The sequence below is a fragment of the Ruegeria sp. AF7 genome (genome assembly GCF_056541885.1).
Genome location: NZ_JBQFYX010000014.1, coordinates 63,050 through 80,383, shown reverse-complemented (window position 1 = coordinate 80,383; position 17,334 = coordinate 63,050). Strand labels below are relative to the sequence as shown.

15 protein-coding genes are annotated in these 17,334 nt (G+C 57.0%); 14 read left to right on the top strand and 1 reads right to left on the bottom strand.

The genetic code is table 11. The features are described from left to right. Positions 1-322: 322 nt before the first annotated feature. On the top strand, positions 323-1,933 hold the full coding sequence (locus tag ACR0AP_RS17045) for a phage minor head protein (protein WP_480508084.1): 1,611 nt from the start codon (positions 323-325) through the stop codon (positions 1,931-1,933). Continuing rightward, entirely contained in the window at positions 1,930-2,259 is a 330-nt protein-coding gene (locus ACR0AP_RS17040) for a hypothetical protein (RefSeq protein ID WP_480508082.1), read from the top strand. The genes ACR0AP_RS17045 and ACR0AP_RS17040 overlap by 4 nt, the downstream gene beginning before the upstream one ends. Positions 2,260-2,461: 202 nt before the next feature. Here ACR0AP_RS17040 and ACR0AP_RS17035 read toward each other — a convergent pair whose 3' ends face one another. Further along, positions 2,462-3,115 (bottom strand): GntR family transcriptional regulator, encoded by a 654-nt coding sequence (locus tag ACR0AP_RS17035; RefSeq protein ID WP_480508080.1) that lies wholly within the window; start codon positions 3,113-3,115, stop codon positions 2,462-2,464. Positions 3,116-3,287: 172 nt separating this feature from the next. On the opposite strand from ACR0AP_RS17035, the gene ACR0AP_RS17030 reads away from it, so the two are divergent. From ACR0AP_RS17030 to ACR0AP_RS16975, 12 genes are all read left to right on the top strand, one after another. After that, a complete protein-coding gene (locus ACR0AP_RS17030) occupies positions 3,288-4,367 on the top strand; it encodes a Gfo/Idh/MocA family protein (protein WP_480508078.1) in 1,080 nt (359 codons plus the stop codon). 101 nt (positions 4,368-4,468) lie between these two features. Continuing rightward, positions 4,469-5,476, top strand: coding sequence for a TRAP transporter substrate-binding protein DctP (gene dctP / locus ACR0AP_RS17025; protein ID WP_480508076.1), 1,008 nt, complete (start codon positions 4,469-4,471; stop codon positions 5,474-5,476). Between the two features lie 32 nt (positions 5,477-5,508). Then, the gene (locus ACR0AP_RS17020; protein ID WP_480508074.1) at positions 5,509-6,069 is read left to right on the top strand and encodes a TRAP transporter small permease; all 561 of its coding nucleotides are present in this window, start codon (positions 5,509-5,511) and stop codon (positions 6,067-6,069) included. Then, positions 6,066-7,361, top strand: a complete 1,296-nt coding sequence (locus ACR0AP_RS17015) for a TRAP transporter large permease (RefSeq protein ID WP_480508072.1) — start codon at positions 6,066-6,068, stop codon at positions 7,359-7,361. The genes ACR0AP_RS17020 and ACR0AP_RS17015 overlap by 4 nt, the downstream gene beginning before the upstream one ends. Further along, positions 7,358-9,244 (top strand): bifunctional sugar phosphate isomerase/epimerase/4-hydroxyphenylpyruvate dioxygenase family protein, encoded by a 1,887-nt coding sequence (locus ACR0AP_RS17010; RefSeq protein ID WP_480508070.1) that lies wholly within the window; start codon positions 7,358-7,360, stop codon positions 9,242-9,244. Before ACR0AP_RS17015 ends, ACR0AP_RS17010 begins: the two co-directional genes overlap by 4 nt. Then, positions 9,241-10,053: a citryl-CoA lyase gene (locus ACR0AP_RS17005; RefSeq protein WP_480508068.1), complete on the top strand. Its 813-nt coding sequence runs from the start codon at positions 9,241-9,243 to the stop codon at positions 10,051-10,053. Before ACR0AP_RS17010 ends, ACR0AP_RS17005 begins: the two co-directional genes overlap by 4 nt. Next, the gene (locus tag ACR0AP_RS17000; protein ID WP_480508066.1) at positions 10,046-11,230 is read left to right on the top strand and encodes a Gfo/Idh/MocA family protein; all 1,185 of its coding nucleotides are present in this window, start codon (positions 10,046-10,048) and stop codon (positions 11,228-11,230) included. The genes ACR0AP_RS17005 and ACR0AP_RS17000 overlap by 8 nt, the downstream gene beginning before the upstream one ends. After that, positions 11,227-11,886, top strand: coding sequence for a hypothetical protein (locus tag ACR0AP_RS16995; protein WP_480508064.1), 660 nt, complete (start codon positions 11,227-11,229; stop codon positions 11,884-11,886). Before ACR0AP_RS17000 ends, ACR0AP_RS16995 begins: the two co-directional genes overlap by 4 nt. Before the next feature lie 3 nt (positions 11,887-11,889). After that, the gene (locus ACR0AP_RS16990) at positions 11,890-13,071 is read left to right on the top strand and encodes a Gfo/Idh/MocA family protein (protein ID WP_480508062.1); all 1,182 of its coding nucleotides are present in this window, start codon (positions 11,890-11,892) and stop codon (positions 13,069-13,071) included. A gap of 73 nt (positions 13,072-13,144) precedes the next feature. Continuing rightward, positions 13,145-14,023, top strand: a complete 879-nt coding sequence (locus tag ACR0AP_RS16985) for a sugar phosphate isomerase/epimerase family protein (RefSeq protein WP_480508060.1) — start codon at positions 13,145-13,147, stop codon at positions 14,021-14,023. Between the two features lie 34 nt (positions 14,024-14,057). Then, entirely contained in the window at positions 14,058-15,467 is a 1,410-nt protein-coding gene (locus tag ACR0AP_RS16980) for an aldehyde dehydrogenase family protein (RefSeq protein ID WP_480508058.1), read from the top strand. After that, positions 15,467-17,260: a thiamine pyrophosphate-binding protein gene (locus tag ACR0AP_RS16975; protein ID WP_480508056.1), complete on the top strand. Its 1,794-nt coding sequence runs from the start codon at positions 15,467-15,469 to the stop codon at positions 17,258-17,260. The genes ACR0AP_RS16980 and ACR0AP_RS16975 overlap by 1 nt, the downstream gene beginning before the upstream one ends. Positions 17,261-17,334 lie beyond the last annotated feature (74 nt).

The window sequence follows — 17,334 nt, the reverse complement described above, 5'->3', positions numbered from 1 at the left end:
GACCAACAATACGTCCTTTGTTCCAGGCGGGACGAAGCGCACGAATGGCAGGTAAGTTTGGTGTTTCCATGACTGATCCTCCGATCCGCCATGCCCTCCCACAACGACAACTCGACGTTGACCGAGGCAACATATCACAGGATGCTGCGCCGCATTCGAGGTCTGGAACGAGCCCATTTTGTCGGATGCTGCGTCGTGCATGAATGTCTGGCTCCAATGCAAGCAGGATGCGTTGCTCTCCGCAAAAAAGTTGCGAACGGTAGTCTTGGGCTTTCTTTACCAATTGTGAATAGAACATTTCCGGCACGCTTTCGGAGATTCCATGCAACACAGTTTCAGCCACTTCTTAAGGCACGGCGGTGACGGCAAGTACGAGATCGCGCAGCGACACGGTCATCTGATTGGCCGCCGCGTAGGATTATCGCTCAAGTCGACATTTCCTAACTACACAGCTCTACGGGCCGATTTCAGCGAACGCCTCGACCAGGTGATCTCCGAAAACACTCGGATGCTTCTGAACGCGCTGACCCCGCCTGACACAGTGCCAATTGTCTCCGAAGCTGAATTGCGGGATGTATCAGATGCAAAGTCAGAAGCGCTCGACGCCTGGGACGCGCGCCTTGAGAGAATATTCGGCGAATACCAAAACCATCCGCAACGGTTGCGGCCACTGCGCACAGACATGGAAGAACGTCTCGTTCGGGCTTTTGCGGGAGTAATAAATCGGCTTCGGCAGGAAAGCTTGGGGATTCAGCAATACATCTGGCGCTCGCGAGATGATGCCAAGGTGCGCGACAGCCATGCGGCCTATGACGACCGCGTTTTCCGCTGGAACAATCCACCGGAGGGCGGGCATCCCGGCGAGGCACACAATTGCAGGTGCTATGCCGAGCCAGTGCTGCCGGGCGTTCAGAGCAATGTGGTACTCGCTGACTTTGCACCCACGGCAAATGGTGTCCCCGCTCTCGATCTGACGGAGGCGATGCGTGGCTTGCGCGCTCTGACGGGCGTCGGCGCGGCGCTTCTTGCGTCTGATGCGCTGCAAAACTGGACGCAAGCCATGCGTGATAGGCGCGTGGACGATGCTGGCGCGCGACTGGGGGTCGATGTAACAACTGTCGAAGGTCGCCTGGCGGCGACAACCTATGCCCTCGTGCAGGAAGGGATTAGCACCGGCGAGTATCCGGTCCTGCCCAAGACCCCCGAATTCGCACGAATAGGGGCCGAAGCGGCAGCGCTTTATGAGTTGCTAAATCCCGGCACCATTCTTGATACAGGCGTTGGCGGTGATCCCGCGAAACAGCGCGCTTTGCAGGATTTCATCGCAGCCGCCGGGGCAGCGTTCGCGCGCGGTGAACTGCGGCTTCAGGATGGGGAACTGGCGCAAGGCTGGGTCGAAGTCTTTCCTGAGCTTGCGGAGGATGAACGCCGCTTGGGGCAACTGCCGGGCTTCACTCCGGAACGGGTCGAGCAATGGCTTGAAACCTATCCGATTGAAGAGCTTGGCCTGCCGAACCACACCGGATCGCCAATTCCTGATGATCCGACCGACAACATTGTCTCAACGCCGATCCCGGAAGAGGCGGGGCCGAATATTGTCGAAGCCCGACCTGGGGCCACAACGACACCTGGCGGCAACAGAATTCTGCCCCACGGTGGCAAAGGGGGCGGGCGAGAATATATTGGCCTCAAAGGCCACGATGTTGAGCAAATTGACGAGATCATCGCCAATCCTCGTCCAGATCTGAGCGGTATCGTTGAAGGGCGCGGCAGATACAAAGGGCAGGATATGACCCTGTTGACAGGCCAGGATGGCCATTGGGTGCTTCTTGACCCCGATGGTAACGTCTTCGCTGTAAGCAATCGTAATCTGCCGCTTGGGCACAAAGAGAACCAACCGGACGACATCATCCGTCCTCTGGAGGAGCAATGAATACACGGTTTGAAGACCTGATAGAGCAGGCACAAACAGGGGCAGGCACTGAATGGATTTCCGAAGCCGAGCTTCTGGACTTCAACGAATATCTTGCCACACGCGGCTTTGGCATTTCAAGAATGGAGGTCGCACAGGCAGCCGGTGGGACCGTCAAGCGAAATTTCGGCTACGGCATCTTGCCTGCCCCAATCGGCGACGACCCCGAACACTGGCTCAATCATTTCGATCCCCAACGTTCCGCCGCATATGTTCGCGAAACTGTTCAGTTTGCCAAAGAAGACGGCGCCCTGTTCGACTACAAGGTTTGGGCCGAGCAGCCTTAAATCACCGAGAAGCTTGGTCAAAAAAACATACGTTTCTGCCCTGCCAACCCTGAGCCGCCATTGGTGCGATCGCAGAGAAACGAGGCTAAGTCCGCGTTGTGTGAGTTCGAAACAGACCAGATTTTGCGGCTGCAGCGAATGACCGGATTACAGGCAGCGACCGCAGAATGCTAGCAGAGTGCCGAATGTCTCCAATGGGCCTTCAGAACGCCGCGAGAGTATGTTCTAAACCCTTCTCGATATGCGTCTGCAGTGTTTTTGCTGCGCGTCCGACATCACGTTCGAGCGCAGCGTCAAACATCTCCCGGTGTTCCTCCACGGCTTCCTCGCCGCGGTACGTGAGGACCAGCATCTGGTAGCGCAGATACTTGTCGTAAAGCACGGCGTGCAGCGAGAGTAGATTCTTCGAACCACAGGCTTCGATCATGGCGAGATGGAATTCCCAATCGTAGCGTTTCCAGTCTTCCTTTTGGCTGTCATCTCCTTCGAGCATCTTCTGCTCCATCAGGTGGAGCTTGTGATGCGCCGCGACAAGGTTGCCTTCCCAGTCTGTGTCGCCTTTTTCAACCGATAGACGCAAAGCGTGGCATTCGAGCAGCACCCGCAAGTTTGCGACTTCGATCAAGTCCTCTGGGGACACAGGCGTCACAAAAAACCCCCGTTGATCTTGCGCATCGACGAACCCCTCGCTGGCTAGCCTGTTAAGGGTTTCCCGCAAAGTAGACATCGACGCCGAATAGCGTTCGCGTAGTCCATCCAGCTTCAGCTTGGATCCCGGAGCGAGGTCACCGAAGATGATGTCGCGTTTGATGCGCTGGTATGTTGATGCACCTACGACATTGCGAGACTTTGCCATTTGTTTTCATCCGTTGGTTGGTGGGATTTCCGACAAAGTATCTCAAAGCTCACGGCTCTGCAATTCTCCGAATAATATGTTGTAATTTAAAATATCCGATGATATTGATTTCGTGTGGTGATGTTGTGTAGGTTGTCCAAAGCAAAGAGTCGGGCAGTGGAGAGACCTGAACATGTCAAGGAAAACGCAAATCGCTGTTGCAGGATTCGGCCTCGTCGGACGTCGCCATGCAGAGGTTGTGAGGCGCGCGCCGGACCTGACCTTGGCGGCCATTGTCGAGCCCAGCACCGAAGGTCAAGAAGCTGCGGCTGCTTTAGGCGCGCCAGTTTTCGCATCACTCGAGGAGATGCTGCAGACGTCAAAGCCAGATGGCGTGCTGCTCGCTACTCCGACCCCTTTGCACCTGGAGCAAGGCTTGACATGTATCGCCGCTGGCTGCCCGGTTCTGATCGAAAAGCCTGTCGCAGTCACTTCGGAGGAGGCGCGACAGCTCACTGAGGCTGCAGACAAGGCGAGTGTTGCCATGCTCGTGGGTCATCACAGGCGCCATAATGGGATGGTTCAAGCCGCAAAACGAGCACTGACTGAAGGTGCGGTGGGCGATATTCGAGCGGTTCAAGCGACCTGTTGGTTCTACAAACCTGACCACTATTTCGAGGTCGCGCCTTGGCGCACCAAGAAAGGGGCAGGACCCATCTCGGTCAACCTCGTGCACGACGTTGATCTGTTAAGGCACTTCTGTGGAGAGGTTGTATCCGTCCAAGCCATTTCAGTTCCTTCTCGTCGTGGCTTCGAGAACGAAGATCTTGCGACAGCAGTCCTTAAGTTTGCATCAGGTGCTATTGCTACAATTTCGGTTTCTGATAGTATCGTGGCCCCCTGGAGTTGGGAGTTAACGGCCCGCGAGAACCCCGCATACCCGGCTACCTCTGAAAGTTGCTACTTGATCGGTGGGTCAGAAGGTGGATTGTCCTTGCCCGATTTACGGGTTTGGAGACACAACAACGCTCCGAACTGGTGGACGCCGATCTCAGCACAGAATCTGACCTGCAAGATGGAAGATCCTTTAGCAGTTCAGATGGCACATTTCGCTGGCGTGATTGCAGGGCGCGAAGAGCCATTGGTGTCAGGATGGGAGGGTTTGAAGTCCCTCGAAGTTGTTGAAGCCGTGGCGCTTTCATCCGCTTCGGGCCGTGAGATTTCGCTGACCAATGAAGTCGGAGCCAAACCCATCGAGGTCGCCTGTGCATAGTCAAAATATCTGATATTTTGGAAAACATATTGCTAAACTTGAAAAATCGACCATAAACATCGAGACGCCGGTTTCGGCGCAAAACCCAAGGGAGGAACCTCATGTTGAAACTTTCACGCCGCGCCGCACTTGCTTCGGTTGCAGCACTCGGTCTTGTCGCCTCTGCGATTCCTGCAGCGGCTGACGGCCACAAAATCACATTTACGTTGGCGACGTCCGGCTCTGAAACCGACCAGCGTTCGGTCGCCATGGCCGAAGTCTTTGCGCCGATGGTTGCCGACTTTGCCGACTATCAGGCAGGTTATAACGGAACGCTCTTTGCGCAAGGCACCGAACTTGAAGCCATTGCTGGCGGCAACCTGACCATGTCGATCGCTTCTGCACAGGAACTCGCTCAGTTCTTCCCTGAATTCTCAATTTTCGCGACGGGCTATGTCCATCAGGATGCTGCGCATCAGGTGCGGGTTTTCAACGACCCGCTAATGGATCCGTTCAAGCAGACTGTTGAAGACGAGCTTGGTGTCAAACTGTTGTCGGTTATGTATCTGGGCCGTCGTCACGTGAATCTGCGTCAGACCCGCGAAGAAATTGATGTGCAAACACCGGCTGATCTGGAGGGGGTGAACCTTAGGATGCCGGGTACGGATGCATGGCAGTTCCTGGGCTCTGCCTTGGGCGCGTCGCCCACACCGCTCGCATTCTCGGAAGTTTACACGGCGTTGTCGTCGGGCGCGATTGACGGCCAGGATAACCCGCTTCCTACGGTCGTGGACCAAAAGTTCTACGAAGTAACCAAGCAGATCGCGCTCACGTCGCACCTCGTCGATCTGAACTACATCGCTTTCTCGCTCGAGACATGGAACAGCCTTACGCCGGAGCAGCAAGAGACCGTGCAGGCAGCCGCCGATGCAGCCGCTGAGTCTGGCCGTCAGGCGCAGTTGGCCAAGGAAGAGAGCTTGGCCGATTTCATTCGCGAGCAGGGCGTCGAAATCTATGAGCCCAACCTCGCGGCGTTCCGCGAACACGTACAAGCTCAGTACCTTGGCAGCGAAGTTGCAGATTCCTGGCCCGACGGCGTGCTTGAGAAGATCAACGCGCTGGGCAACTAAGCCACATAAACACACGTCGCGGGAGGACGGCAATGAACACACTTTTCAAATGGTTCACCCGCGGCGCAGAATTTATTGCCGCCATGGTATTGGCGGCGATTTTCATCATCTTCCTTTTGGGAATTGTGTTCCGCTACGTCCCCTTTTTGGAACCCATCGGCTGGTCGGTTGTTCTAATTTCGCTCTTGTGGGTTTGGCTGATCTTTTTCGGCGCCTCGTTCATCGTGCGCGAAACTGACCATGTCAATTTTGATGTCCTCTACCTTGCAGTGCCACGTCCCGCGCGCAAAGTGTTGGCCCTATTGACTGCGGTCCTGATGATTGTGGCGATGGTCTATACCTTCCCAGCCGTCTGGGAGACTGTGTTCGCCAACCGGCTGATGGACCTGAAGAAAATTCAGACATTACGCGTGCCGATCACTGGGGACAAAATTGCTATCAAATGGTTGTTTGCGCCCTTTGTGATGATGATGGTTGTCGTCACGCTGCGCTACGTTTGGCGCATTTATACCGTGCTAAAGTACGGACCACCCGCAACGGAATTGGAAGCCATCGCCTCGGTGGATGATGCCAAAGGGGAGGCGTTCAGGTGAGCATGGAACTCCTCTTCGGGATGATCGCCCTCTTTGGCATGGCGGCCATCGGCACACCCGTTGCTTATGCGATCCTGGTCGGCTGCATTGTCTATCTGGGTGTGGCGGGACAGGACGTTGCCATCGCCGGAACGACTATGGTGCAGAGATTATTTGACGGTTTTCTGCTGCTTGCTGTGCCGCTGTTCATCGCCTCAGCAAATATTATGAACGCAGGTTCAATCTCGGACAGACTCTTGCAGTTTTGCATTGCTCTGGTTGGCCGGTTTCGCGGTGGCATGGGGCATGTGAACGTTGTGGCCAGCCTGATCTTCTCCGGCATGTCCGGCTCGGCGGTTGCAGACGCGGCGGGCATTGGCAAGATTATCATCGACATGATGGTGAAGAGCGGTCGTTATACGCGGGGCTATGCGGCCGCGATCACGGCAGCGACGGCAACCATCGGGCCAATCATCCCGCCCTCCATCCCTATGGTTCTCTACGCACTCGTGTCCAACGCCTCGATTGGTGATTTGTTTCTAGCGGGTATCGTGCCGGGCCTTGTCATGGGCATTGTCCTGATGGGTATGAACACGGTGATTTCGCATCGGCGCGGGTTTGGCCAGGAAGATCCGGTCCCATTGCGCGAACTCCCCAGGTTGACAGTGCGCGCAACGCCCGCGCTTCTGATGCCTGTAATTCTTCTGGGCTGTATCTACTCCGGCGTTACAACGCCGACCGAGGCCGCTGCCATTGCTGCGCTGTATGCACTGATCGTCGCGGCAGGCCTTTATCGCGCGATCAAATTCAAAACGCTCTATGAGATCTTTGTAGAGAGCGCGCGCGCGGCGGCCTCCGTTGGCCTTGTGATCGGGGCCTCGATGATCCTGACCTACGTGGTTATTCAGGAAAACGTGCCGCAAGCGATCTCTGACATGTTCGCAGGCGCCGACATCAGCCCGTTGATGTTCATCTTGTTGGTCAACATCCTTGTTCTGTTTCTGGGCTGTATCTTGGACGCGACAGTTATCATTCTCGTCATCATCCCACTTTTTATCCCAACTTGCCGAGAACTAGGCATCGACCTGGTTCATTTCGGCGTGTTGGTCGTGGTCAATTCGATGATCGGGTTGATTACGCCGCCCTACGGCATCTTGCTGTTTGTCATTAACGCAGTGACTGGCATTCCATTGAAGGAAATCATTCGCGAAATCTGGGCGTTTCTTGCGGTTCTGCTGGGCGCCCTTCTGTTGATGATCATGTTCCCGGGAATTGTGCTGTGGCTACCTAGGTTGTTTGGATATGAGGCATGACGCGGCTTTCCATCGCGACAACGAATGTGCCTGGTGACCTATCCGGGAAGCTGGAACAGATCGCTGCCGCTGGCTTCTCTGGTGTCGAGCTTTATGAACCCGATCTGATAGGATTTGCGGGCAGCGCTTCGGAAATTGGCAAGCTGGCCTGCTCTCTGGGATTGGACATAGATGTATTGCAACCGTTTCATGACTTCGAGGGAATGAGCGGTGAAACCCGCAAAACTGCCTTTACGCGTCTAGAGCATAAATTGTCCGTCATGGAGGCGCTCGGCGCGCGGACGCTCCTGATTGGAACCAGCACGCATCCTGACGCATCATCGGACATCACACAAGTCATCGAGGATTTTGGGGAACTGGCGGATCGCGTCGAGGGGGCGGGCTGTCGTGCTGCCCTGATAGCATTACCTTGGGCTCGGCACATCACCACTGAGCTTGAAGCGTTCAAGATTGTTGAGGCGGTGGATAGCCCTGCGCTTGGCTTAGCGCTGAACTCGTTCTTCTCCCTTGCTGGAGGGGAACAGGCCGCACGGTTGCGCGATATTCCCGGGGATCGGGTCTTTCATGTTCAGCTCTCCGACGCACCAGCCCTTGATTTTGACATCACCAGGCTGAAAAGCCATTTCAGCCTGTTGCCGGGGCAGGGTGGGCTGAACTTAGCAAGCTTCGTACGGATCGTAGCGCGGTCGGGCTATCAGGGGCCTTGGTCCATAGCGCGTGTCGGTGCAACCGCGGAAGGCAGTAGGGAGTCTCATGCCCGCGATGCGTTTCGCGCGTTGGTCTCGCTTCTGGATGAAGTTTCGGCCCGCGAGCCTGCACTTGCCCATCCGCTTGATGGCCTTCCGCCACGCGTTACTCCGAAGGGTTTAGAATTCCTTGAGTTTGCCGCTGGCGGTGCAGATCGTGATCGACTTGCGCGCCTTCTGGAAAAAATGTGCTTTCGCAAAGAACGCCAGCATCGGTCGAAGTCCGTCGAACTTTGGCGACAGGGCGCGATTAACATTGTGGTCAACTCCGAAACCAAAGGATTCGCGGCCGAGGCGCGGGCTGAGCATGGACCTTGCGTCTGTGACATGGGCCTGCGCGTTCAAGACGCTGAGCAAACGGTCACTCGGGCCACGGCCCTTGGCGCCCCTGCTTTTTCTCAGCCGGTCGGCAGCGGCGAGTTGGATATTCCGGCGATTAAAGGCGTTGGTGGGTCCGTCGTGCATTTTATTGACGAGAAATCTGATCTTCACCGCGTGTGGGATATCGAATTCGATCCGGTCCCCAAGGAAAGCGCTGCACAGCCGGCTGGCCTTAGGCGTATCGACCATGTCGCGCAAACCATGCGCTATCAAGAAATGCAAAGTTGGTTGACCTACTACCTCTCGACCTTCGAGATGGAGAAGGCTCCGGTCGTTGATGTGGCGGACCCGTCGGGCATCATCCTGAGCCAGGCCATGGCCAGCCCTGAAGGAGAGGTGCGGTTGAACCTCAACGGCGCAGGCGAGCGGCGTACCTTTGCAGGCGCCTTTCTGGCGCAGGGCTTTGGTGCCGGTGTGCAGCATCTGGCGTTTCTGAGCGACGATATCTTCGAGACTTCGGATTTGCTGCGGGCCGCCGAGTTTGAACGACTAACCATGCCCGCAAATTACTACGACGATTTGCGGGTTCGCTTCGACCTCGAAGATGATTTGGTCGCCAGGATGAAGACAGGTGATATCCTTTATGACCGCAATGGACGTGGGGAGTACTTCCAGATCTATTCGGTTCCGATATGGGGCGGGTTTTTCTTCGAAATTGTTGCTCGCAAAGGCGGCTATCAGGGATACGGCGCGCGGAATGCTCCGATCCGACTGGCTGCACAGATGCGCTATCTGAAAGAACTGGAAACAGCATGACTACAGACGCCGACGCGGTGCGCCACTGGTGGCGAACCTCGATCATTGACATGGCACCCGGTCGGATCGCGTTTCGCGGTCGTCCCATCGAGGATTTGATTGGCAACGTCAGCTTTGGTCAGATGATATGGTTGATGACGCGCGGCGATCTGCCGTCGCCGGAACAAGCGGCTTTACTAGAATGCGCTCTGGTTGCTGGCGTTGACCACGGTCCGCAGGCCCCTTCGATTGCTGCTGCGCGAATGGCCGCTACGTGTGGTGTTGGGCTGAACAACGTTATTGCGACAGGCGTCAACATGCTCGGCGATGTCCATGGTGGCGCGGGCGAGCAATGCGCGGCGCTTTATGAGGATATCGCTGCGCGGATGGACTTGGGCCAAGGCGTTGAAGTCGCCACGCGAGACGGCCTAGCCAAGTGGCGGGAAATCTATGGCAAGATCGTTTCAGGCTTTGGCCATCGGTTCCACAAACCCGTCGACCCGCGCGCGCCCCGCCTGATAACGCTGATCCGCAAGGCGGCGGAGGCGGGCACTGTATCGGGCAAGTATGCCGATATCGGTGAAGCCGTGCAGGCCGAGATCGGCCGTGCGCGCGGCACAGAGATTGCCATGAACATAGACGGGGCGACGGCGGTGATCTTCTGCGAATTGGGCTTTCCGCCGCCTTTGTCGCGCGGGTTGTTCTGTCTCAGCCGCTCTGTAGGTGTGCTCGCCCATGGCTGGGAACAAATGCAGCAGGGCGGGCGCAACAAAGGGCCGATGCCGCCCGCGTATCTACCGGAGTATGTACCAATGGGGGACAATGAGTGAGCTTGCGAAAACCTTCCGGGTCGGTCTGATAGGCACCGGTCGCATCAGCGACATCTATCTCAAGAACATCAAGGGGTTTTCCGGAGTTGAGATCACTACCTGCGGCAGTCTGAACATGGACGAAAGCCGCGTCAAAGCGGCGGATTATGCTGTGCCGCGCGTGGCGCCGCCGGAAGCGATCATTGCCGATCCAGAAATCGACGCAGTTTTGAACCTGACCATTCCGGAGGCACATGCGGGTATCAGCATTGCAGCGCTGGAGGCGGGCAAGCACGTCTACTCTGAAAAGCCCTTCGTCACCGATCTGCCGGACGGGCGCCGCATCCTTGATCTCGCCAGATCACGCGGCTTGAAAATCGGCAATGCGCCGGACACGTTTTTTGGGGGGCGGTGGCAGACCTTGCGCAAACTGCTGGACAGCGGTGCCATCGGTGAGCCGCACGGCGTTTCAGCATTTGTGCCGACCAGTGGCGTAGAGCGCCATCATCCCAACCCGGATTTCTATTACGCCAAAGGTGGGGGGCCGCTTCTGGACTTGGGTCCTTATTACCTCGCGGCGATGGTGTTCTGCCTTGGACCAATTGCTCGCGTTGCCGGGCTTGGCCGGAAGCGTGAAGCCTCGCGTTTGATAGAAAACGGCCCGCGCAATGGAGAAATGATGCCGGTCGAGGTCGATACCCACTGCTTAAGCTTGATCGAGTTCGAAAACGGTGTGACTGGGCAGATGATGGTCAGTTTCGACGTGTGGGAAAGCGAAACACCGCGACTGGAGATCTACGGTTCGAAAGGCACACTTTGTATTCCTGATCCCGATCCAGGGGACGGTGCGAACATCTTCCAAGGGCCGGTTTGGGTGCGTACTCGTAACACCGCACGCTGGACAATGCGCCCCCGACCCAAGGCGCCCGCGGACTGGCAGGTGGCCGAGAACACCCACGGTTTGAACTTTGATGCGCGCGGTGTTGGGCTCGCAGATTTGGCTGCAGCCGTGCGCGAAGGGCGTGAGCCGCGTGCCAGCGGCGCATTAGGCCTCCACCTTTGCGAGGTGATGGACGGTATGCTGCAAAGCCCCGGCCTGGGGCGCTTTGTCGACATCCAAAGCACCTGCACGCGCCCGCCTATGTTGGCCGAAACAACCGAACCTGGGCTGAATATCGATCTAAGAGCTATGAAATGACCAACGAAACTTTGACCATTGGTGATCCGTTCTTCGCCGTCCGCATTCTCAAGGACGAGGATGGTTTCGCGATCACTGGAAAAACCATTGTACTGAATCTGGCCGACGCGCCCTTGCGCGTGCGTGAGCAAATCATTGGCCCGCTGCAATCCGTAGTTCTAAAAAGTACAGATATCCACGATGTGGTCCATGCGGTTCTGATCGAGGGCTTCGCTGATCACGATGATGAGCAAGCACTGCTTGAGAGTATTCGGCAGGCATGGCCAACGGCGTTTCAATTGCGCGGCGAAGAGCGGTTACGCGGCGTCGAACACTATATGTCGCCCAAAGTTTGGGTCGGTCAGTACGGTTTCACGTTGTACCATTCGGCCTCGGTCCCGCTGAACGTCGGATTGCACCGCGATCACGCTTTTTGTCCGGTGCCAGGGTTCCGCGAAGTACACACTCAGATCATCGGTTTCGGCAAGATGCAGCAATGCCGCGAGAAAGACGTCGACACGCTCTATCTCGAAGAACCAATGGCCCCGGGAGCGACACACCGGCCCATGTATGACGCCGAGGGAAATTACCCATGGCATCAGTTCGAAACCATCACGCCCTCGGTTTTCATGGCCGTCGAAATGCTGCCAGAGGGCGCAGTCCCGCCGGAGGTTTGAGACATGCTTTTGCCAGAACAGATTGACTTTGATGGACCATTTCCAAGACTCTCCCGCCGCCTCCGTCTCGGCGTAGTGGGTGGAGGGCGCATTTCGGGCATGCAGGCAACCGCTGCGCGGATGACCGACCGATGGGAAGTTGTGGCCGGTGCTTTCTCTTCTGACCCCGCTCGCGCCAGAGCCGCGGCAGCGGAGTGGTATTTGCCTGAAGATCGTTGCTACGCCTCGTTCTCACAGATGGCCACTGCTGAAGCAGACCGCGTTGATGGCGTGGACGCGGTGATGATCACCACGCCGAACCATCTTCATTTTGATTGCGCGAAAGCCTTTCTTAAGGCCGGAATTGACGTGCTATGCGACAAACCGTTGACGAATGGGGTGACCGAGGCCGAAGCCCTTGTCGCGTTGGCTGACCAAACGGGCTGTATCTTTGGTGTCTCTTATGTCATGTCGTGCTTTCCGATGATCCGGCAGGCGCGCGAGATCGTGGCAGAGGGTGGTATCGGCAAGATCAACCAGGTCCATGTGGAATTCATGCAGGACTGGTTGACGCCCGAGGACGTGGCGGATGCGCCTCATGTGAAATGGCGGCTTGATCCATCGAAGTCGGGCAAAACAAGCTGTGTTGGTGACATCGGTACACATGCCGCGCATCTGGCGAACTTTGTCAGTCACCTACCTCTGACTGAACTTCGCGCCGAGTTCCATGTCTGCGGCGCGCCGAAACAACTAGAAGACACGTTCTTCGCCTGGACCCGTCACGGCGATGTGCCGGGAACGCTTATTGCCACACGTCTTGCGCCCGGCAATCGCGGCGGCCTACGTCTGCGTATTTTTGGTTCTGAAGGGGGGCTCGAATGGGATCTGGAAGAATGTGACCGACTGAAATTCAATCGTTTTGGAGAACCTGACCGGGTGATCAGCCGGGGCCACGGACACGGGGTTTCTCCCGCCAACGAAAGGCTTGTCCGAACCGCACGGGGTTTTCCGGAAGGAATAATCGAGGCCTGGGGCAATCTCTATACCGAGTTTGCCATGGCCGTGGCTGCGCGGAGGGATGGTCGTGATTTGCCAGTCGGATGGCTTGGTATGCCCCGTGTTGCCCAAGGGGCAGAAGGCGTAAGGTTCATTGATGCGTGTGTGCGGTCGAATGATGCCGGTAGTGCGTGGGTGAAAATCTCGTAAATTGATGATTTACAAAATATCAGATATTTTGTATTTGATGAGAAGATAGAGACTCAGTCGCGGGAGGCCATCCATGTCAGATGCCATGCAAGCCAACAGCGGAGAACCGCTCTATTCCCTTGCGCATCTGACCTTGATCAACTGCACCCCCGCCGAACTGGTCTACATCGCCGCGCGTGCTGGCTACGACGCTGTCAGTCCGCGCTTCATCACCATGAACGTCCCCGGCGAATTCACCCAATCGCCGCTCGACAAAGCACAGGTGCAGGCCACCATGACCGCACTTGGAACCACGGGACTTCAGGTCCTTGATATCGAACTGGCTCGTATCACTGAGGATTGTGATCCACGTGATTTTGAGGCGGCGCTCGAACTCGGTGGCGAGTTAGGCGCGCGTCACATGATTATGTCGGCCTGGACCACGCGGCGGGACGACCGGAATTTTCTTTTGGATGTCTATGCCGAGACCTGCGATCTTGCCGCGCCTTATGGCCTGACCATTGACCTTGAGTTTCCGTCTTTCTCGCGCCTGAGGACGCTGGATGAGGTGCTTGACATTGTACGTGCCGCCGATCGGCCGAACGGCGGCATTCTTGTAGACACGCTTTACCTGCATCTCAGCCGCGTCGATTTGGGCGAGCTTCTGCATGTGCCGCCTGAGTGGCTGCATTTCCTGCACATCTCTGACTGCTTGCCCGGCATTGCTGACACACGCGAGGGCATGATCCAACTGGCCCGTGATGCGCGTCTCTACCCAGGCGAAGGGTGGATCGACTTTGCCGGAATCATCGAACGCTGCCCACCGATGAATTACTCCATCGAACTGCCCAACCAGAGCCGCGTGGCGGAACTTGGTTACGAAGAACACGCCCGCCGGTGCTTAACCCACGCCAAAGCGACCTTTGGTGCCGCCCGTTCCAAACGCCGCGTGGCTGAGCCGCTTGCGGCCTGATCCCGAAACATAGAAACACTGAGAGGAAGCCGTAGTGGCAAGAGAGTTGACAGAAGACGAAAAGATTCTGGCCCATGGCATGTTGGAGCGTGCCCGTGCCGCCCAATCGCAGATTGAAGCGTGGAGCCAAGATCAGCTGGACCGACTGAGCCAGGCTATTGCTTGGTATGCGGGCAATGAGAAGACATTCACGCGACTGGCGGAGCAGGGTGTCGATGAAAGTGGCATCGGCGATCGCAACGGTCGCCCTGCGAAACGCTTTAAGATCCAGATGGTCTTGCGTGATGTCTTGCGCACGCCGTCAACCGGTATTGTCGAAGTGGATGAGGCCAAAGGCTTGGTCAAATATGCCAAGCCGGTGGGTGTCATCGCGTCACTAATCCCAATGACCAACCCTGCAATGACGCCGCCAGTAACTGGTGTATCATCGGCCAATGCGCGCAACGCAGTGATCTTTAGCCCACATCCACGCACAGCGCAGACAACGTGGGAGATGACTGAGGTGATGCGCGCCGCGTGCCGCGCTGTTGGAGCACCAGAGGACCTGTTCCAGGCGGTTCGCAAACCCTCGATCCCGCTCACCCAGTACCTGATGAGCATCTGTGACCTGACGCTGGCAACGGGGGGCAAGCCCATGGTGCACGCAGCATATTCTAGTGGCCGGCCGGCGTACGGTGTAGGTGCAGGCAACTCCTCCATCGTGATCGACGAAACGGCAGACATCGATATCGCGGCGCAAAACACACGCATCTCGAAGACATCCGACTTTGGCTCGGGCTGCTCGGCCGATGGCAACATTATCATCCAGAAAAGCATCTACGACCGGATGGTTGCCGCATTGGAGGCCGAGGGCGGCTATCTGTGTAGCGCTGAGGAGAAAGCGATGCTGGAAAAGGTGATGTGGGACGAAAAGGGCAACCGTACATTCCCAACGATTGCATGCCGTCCACAGCAAACGGCAGACGTAGCGGGTTTCTCGATTCCAGAGGATCGAAAGTTCTTGATGGTGGAAAATCAGGGGCAGATCGGGTCCGAGCACAAGTTCTCGAAGGAAAAGCTCACGACGCTCATGGCGCTTTATCATTTCGAGACCTTTGACGATGCACTCGATACTGTTTCCGCCATCTACAACACCGGCGGCAAAGGTCACTCTTGCGGCATCTATTCGCACAACGATGAGAATATCGACCGGCTGGCGCGTTTGGCGCCGGTTAGCCGAATGATGGTGCGCCAGCCGCAATCCAAAGCGAATGCTGGCGCTTGGACCAACGGCATGCCAATGACCTCGTCACTTGGTTGTGGCGTCTGGGGTGGCAACATCACCAACGAGAACGTCACCATGAAGCACATGATGAACTACACTTGGGTCAGCCGCCCGATCCCTGAAGATCGGCCTTCGGAAGAAGAGCTTTTCGGCGAGTTCTATGGACAGGAGGTCGCGTAATGGACGGAAGCAAACTGGATGGAAAAACCGTCGCGGAACACATCGTCGACTTCCTTCAACGGCGGGAGGTGAAACACGTTTTTGGTCTCTGCGGTCACACGAATATTGCGGTATTGGCGGCCTTGGCGGAAAGCCCAATCGATTTCATCACCGTGCGCCATGAACAGATCGCGAGTCATGCCGCCGATGCCTATGCCCGTGTGCAAGGGCGCGCGTCGGTGGTGCTGTCACACTTGTCTCCCGGTTTGACAAACTGCGCTACCGGCGTTGCCAACGCCGCCCTCGATTGCATCCCGATGGTGGTGATCGCAGGTGATATCCCTACACACTACTACGGTAAGCATCCGCATCAGGAGGTTAACCTGCACGCTGACGCTGCGCAGTGGGAAATCTACCGGCCCTTTGTGAAGCGCGCCTGGCGTGTTGATCGCGCCGACTTAATGGCGGAAATTCTGGAAAAGGCTTTCCACCTCGCGGAAAGTGGCCAGCCAGGCCCCGTGTTGGTGAATGTTCCGATGGATATCTTCAGTGAGGTGATCCCGTCCGGCAGTTTCGACCGGGTCGCGCAAAACACGCGCGCGCTCAAGAAGCCGTCGATCGAAGACGAGACTGCGCGTGAAATCGTTACGGCACTGGCCGAAGCCGAGAACCCCGTCGCCTACGTCGGCGGTGGCATTCTGCTAGCACGAGCCTCGGAGGAGTTGGGCGCGTTTGTCGAGCACATGGGCCTTCCTGTTGCCCATAGTCTGATGGGCAAGGGCGCGTTGCCGGACAACCACCCTCTCGTCATGGGGATGACGGGTTTCTGGGGCACCTCGCTCGTGAATCAGACTTGCCTGAACGCAGATTACCTCTTTGCAATTGGTACTCGTTTCAAAGAGGCTGATTGTTCGAGCTGGTACCCTGGTTATACGTTCAACATCGGCGCAGACGGCAACGACACAAAAGTCATTCACATTGACATCGAGCCGCAAGAGATCGGGCGCAACTACCCGACCGAGATCGGTGTGGTGGCGGACGCGAAGGCAGCGCTGCGTGTCCTGACCCGCGTCGCCAAAGAGATGTACCCTGAAGGATTTGCTCGGGAGACGAAGAAGGCAGAGATTGCCGCGTTCCGCGAGAGCTTCAAAGCGTCGAATGCCGAAATGCAGACATCAAACGCATTCCCAATGATGCCTGAACGCATTCTCTCGGATACCCGCATGGCGCTGCCCGAAGACGCGATCATCACTACCGACGTTGGCTGGAACAAGAACGGCGTCGGTCAGCAGTTCGACATTCTGACGCCGGGTTCCATCCTCACGCCGGGAGGCTTTGCCACGATGGGCTTCGGCCCTCCGGGTGCGATCGGAGCCAAATTAGCCGCGCCGGATAGGGTTGTCCTTAGCCTTGTTGGTGATGGCGGTTTTGGGCAGAATCCGTCGATGTTGGCCACGGCAGTTGAACTGAACCTCGGCATCATCTGGCTGGTGATGAACAACAACGCGTTCGGCACTATCGCGGGCCTTCAGAAAGCGCACTATGGCTTGACCTACGGCACGACCTTTCCCGGCTCGCCTGATGCGCCGACCAACGGTCCGGGCTATGCGGAAATTGCGCAGGCCTATGGGGCAGAGGGGGTGCGGGTAACTTCTGCCGAGGACTTGCTGCCTGCGCTGGAGGCCGCCATTGCCTCTGGCCGCCCCACGGTTCTCGACGTGCCGATGATCAACAACCCGACGCCGACGACCGGGCATTGGAACATTCTGGACATCTATTCACCGGATAAGGATGTTTCTCACGTGTCCACTTGACGGCGTGAAAAAGGAGCGCCGGACGGTAGCGCGTATGACAAAGGAGGGCAGCTTGAAGAAATTCGGTATCTCTG

What these genes read in the sequence shown, in the direction of transcription:
- ACR0AP_RS17040 (WP_480508082.1), top strand. Translation starts at nt 1,930, where the DNA reads ATGAATACACGGTTTGAAGACCTGATAGAGCAGGCACAAACAGGGGCA.
- ACR0AP_RS17030 (WP_480508078.1), top strand. Translation starts at nt 3,288, where the DNA reads ATGTCAAGGAAAACGCAAATCGCTGTTGCAGGATTCGGCCTCGTCGGA.
- ACR0AP_RS16985 (WP_480508060.1), top strand. Translation starts at nt 13,145, where the DNA reads ATGTCAGATGCCATGCAAGCCAACAGCGGAGAACCGCTCTATTCCCTT.
- ACR0AP_RS17010 (WP_480508070.1), top strand. Translation starts at nt 7,358, where the DNA reads ATGACGCGGCTTTCCATCGCGACAACGAATGTGCCTGGTGACCTATCC.
- ACR0AP_RS16995 (WP_480508064.1), top strand. Translation starts at nt 11,227, where the DNA reads ATGACCAACGAAACTTTGACCATTGGTGATCCGTTCTTCGCCGTCCGC.
- ACR0AP_RS17000 (WP_480508066.1), top strand. Translation starts at nt 10,046, where the DNA reads ATGAGTGAGCTTGCGAAAACCTTCCGGGTCGGTCTGATAGGCACCGGT.
- ACR0AP_RS16975 (WP_480508056.1), top strand. Translation starts at nt 15,467, where the DNA reads ATGGACGGAAGCAAACTGGATGGAAAAACCGTCGCGGAACACATCGTC.
- ACR0AP_RS17035 (WP_480508080.1), bottom strand. Translation starts at nt 3,115, where the DNA reads ATGGCAAAGTCTCGCAATGTCGTAGGTGCATCAACATACCAGCGCATC.
- ACR0AP_RS17005 (WP_480508068.1), top strand. Translation starts at nt 9,241, where the DNA reads ATGACTACAGACGCCGACGCGGTGCGCCACTGGTGGCGAACCTCGATC.
- dctP (WP_480508076.1), top strand. Translation starts at nt 4,469, where the DNA reads ATGTTGAAACTTTCACGCCGCGCCGCACTTGCTTCGGTTGCAGCACTC.
- ACR0AP_RS17045 (WP_480508084.1), top strand. Translation starts at nt 323, where the DNA reads ATGCAACACAGTTTCAGCCACTTCTTAAGGCACGGCGGTGACGGCAAG.
- ACR0AP_RS16990 (WP_480508062.1), top strand. Translation starts at nt 11,890, where the DNA reads ATGCTTTTGCCAGAACAGATTGACTTTGATGGACCATTTCCAAGACTC.
- ACR0AP_RS17020 (WP_480508074.1), top strand. Translation starts at nt 5,509, where the DNA reads ATGAACACACTTTTCAAATGGTTCACCCGCGGCGCAGAATTTATTGCC.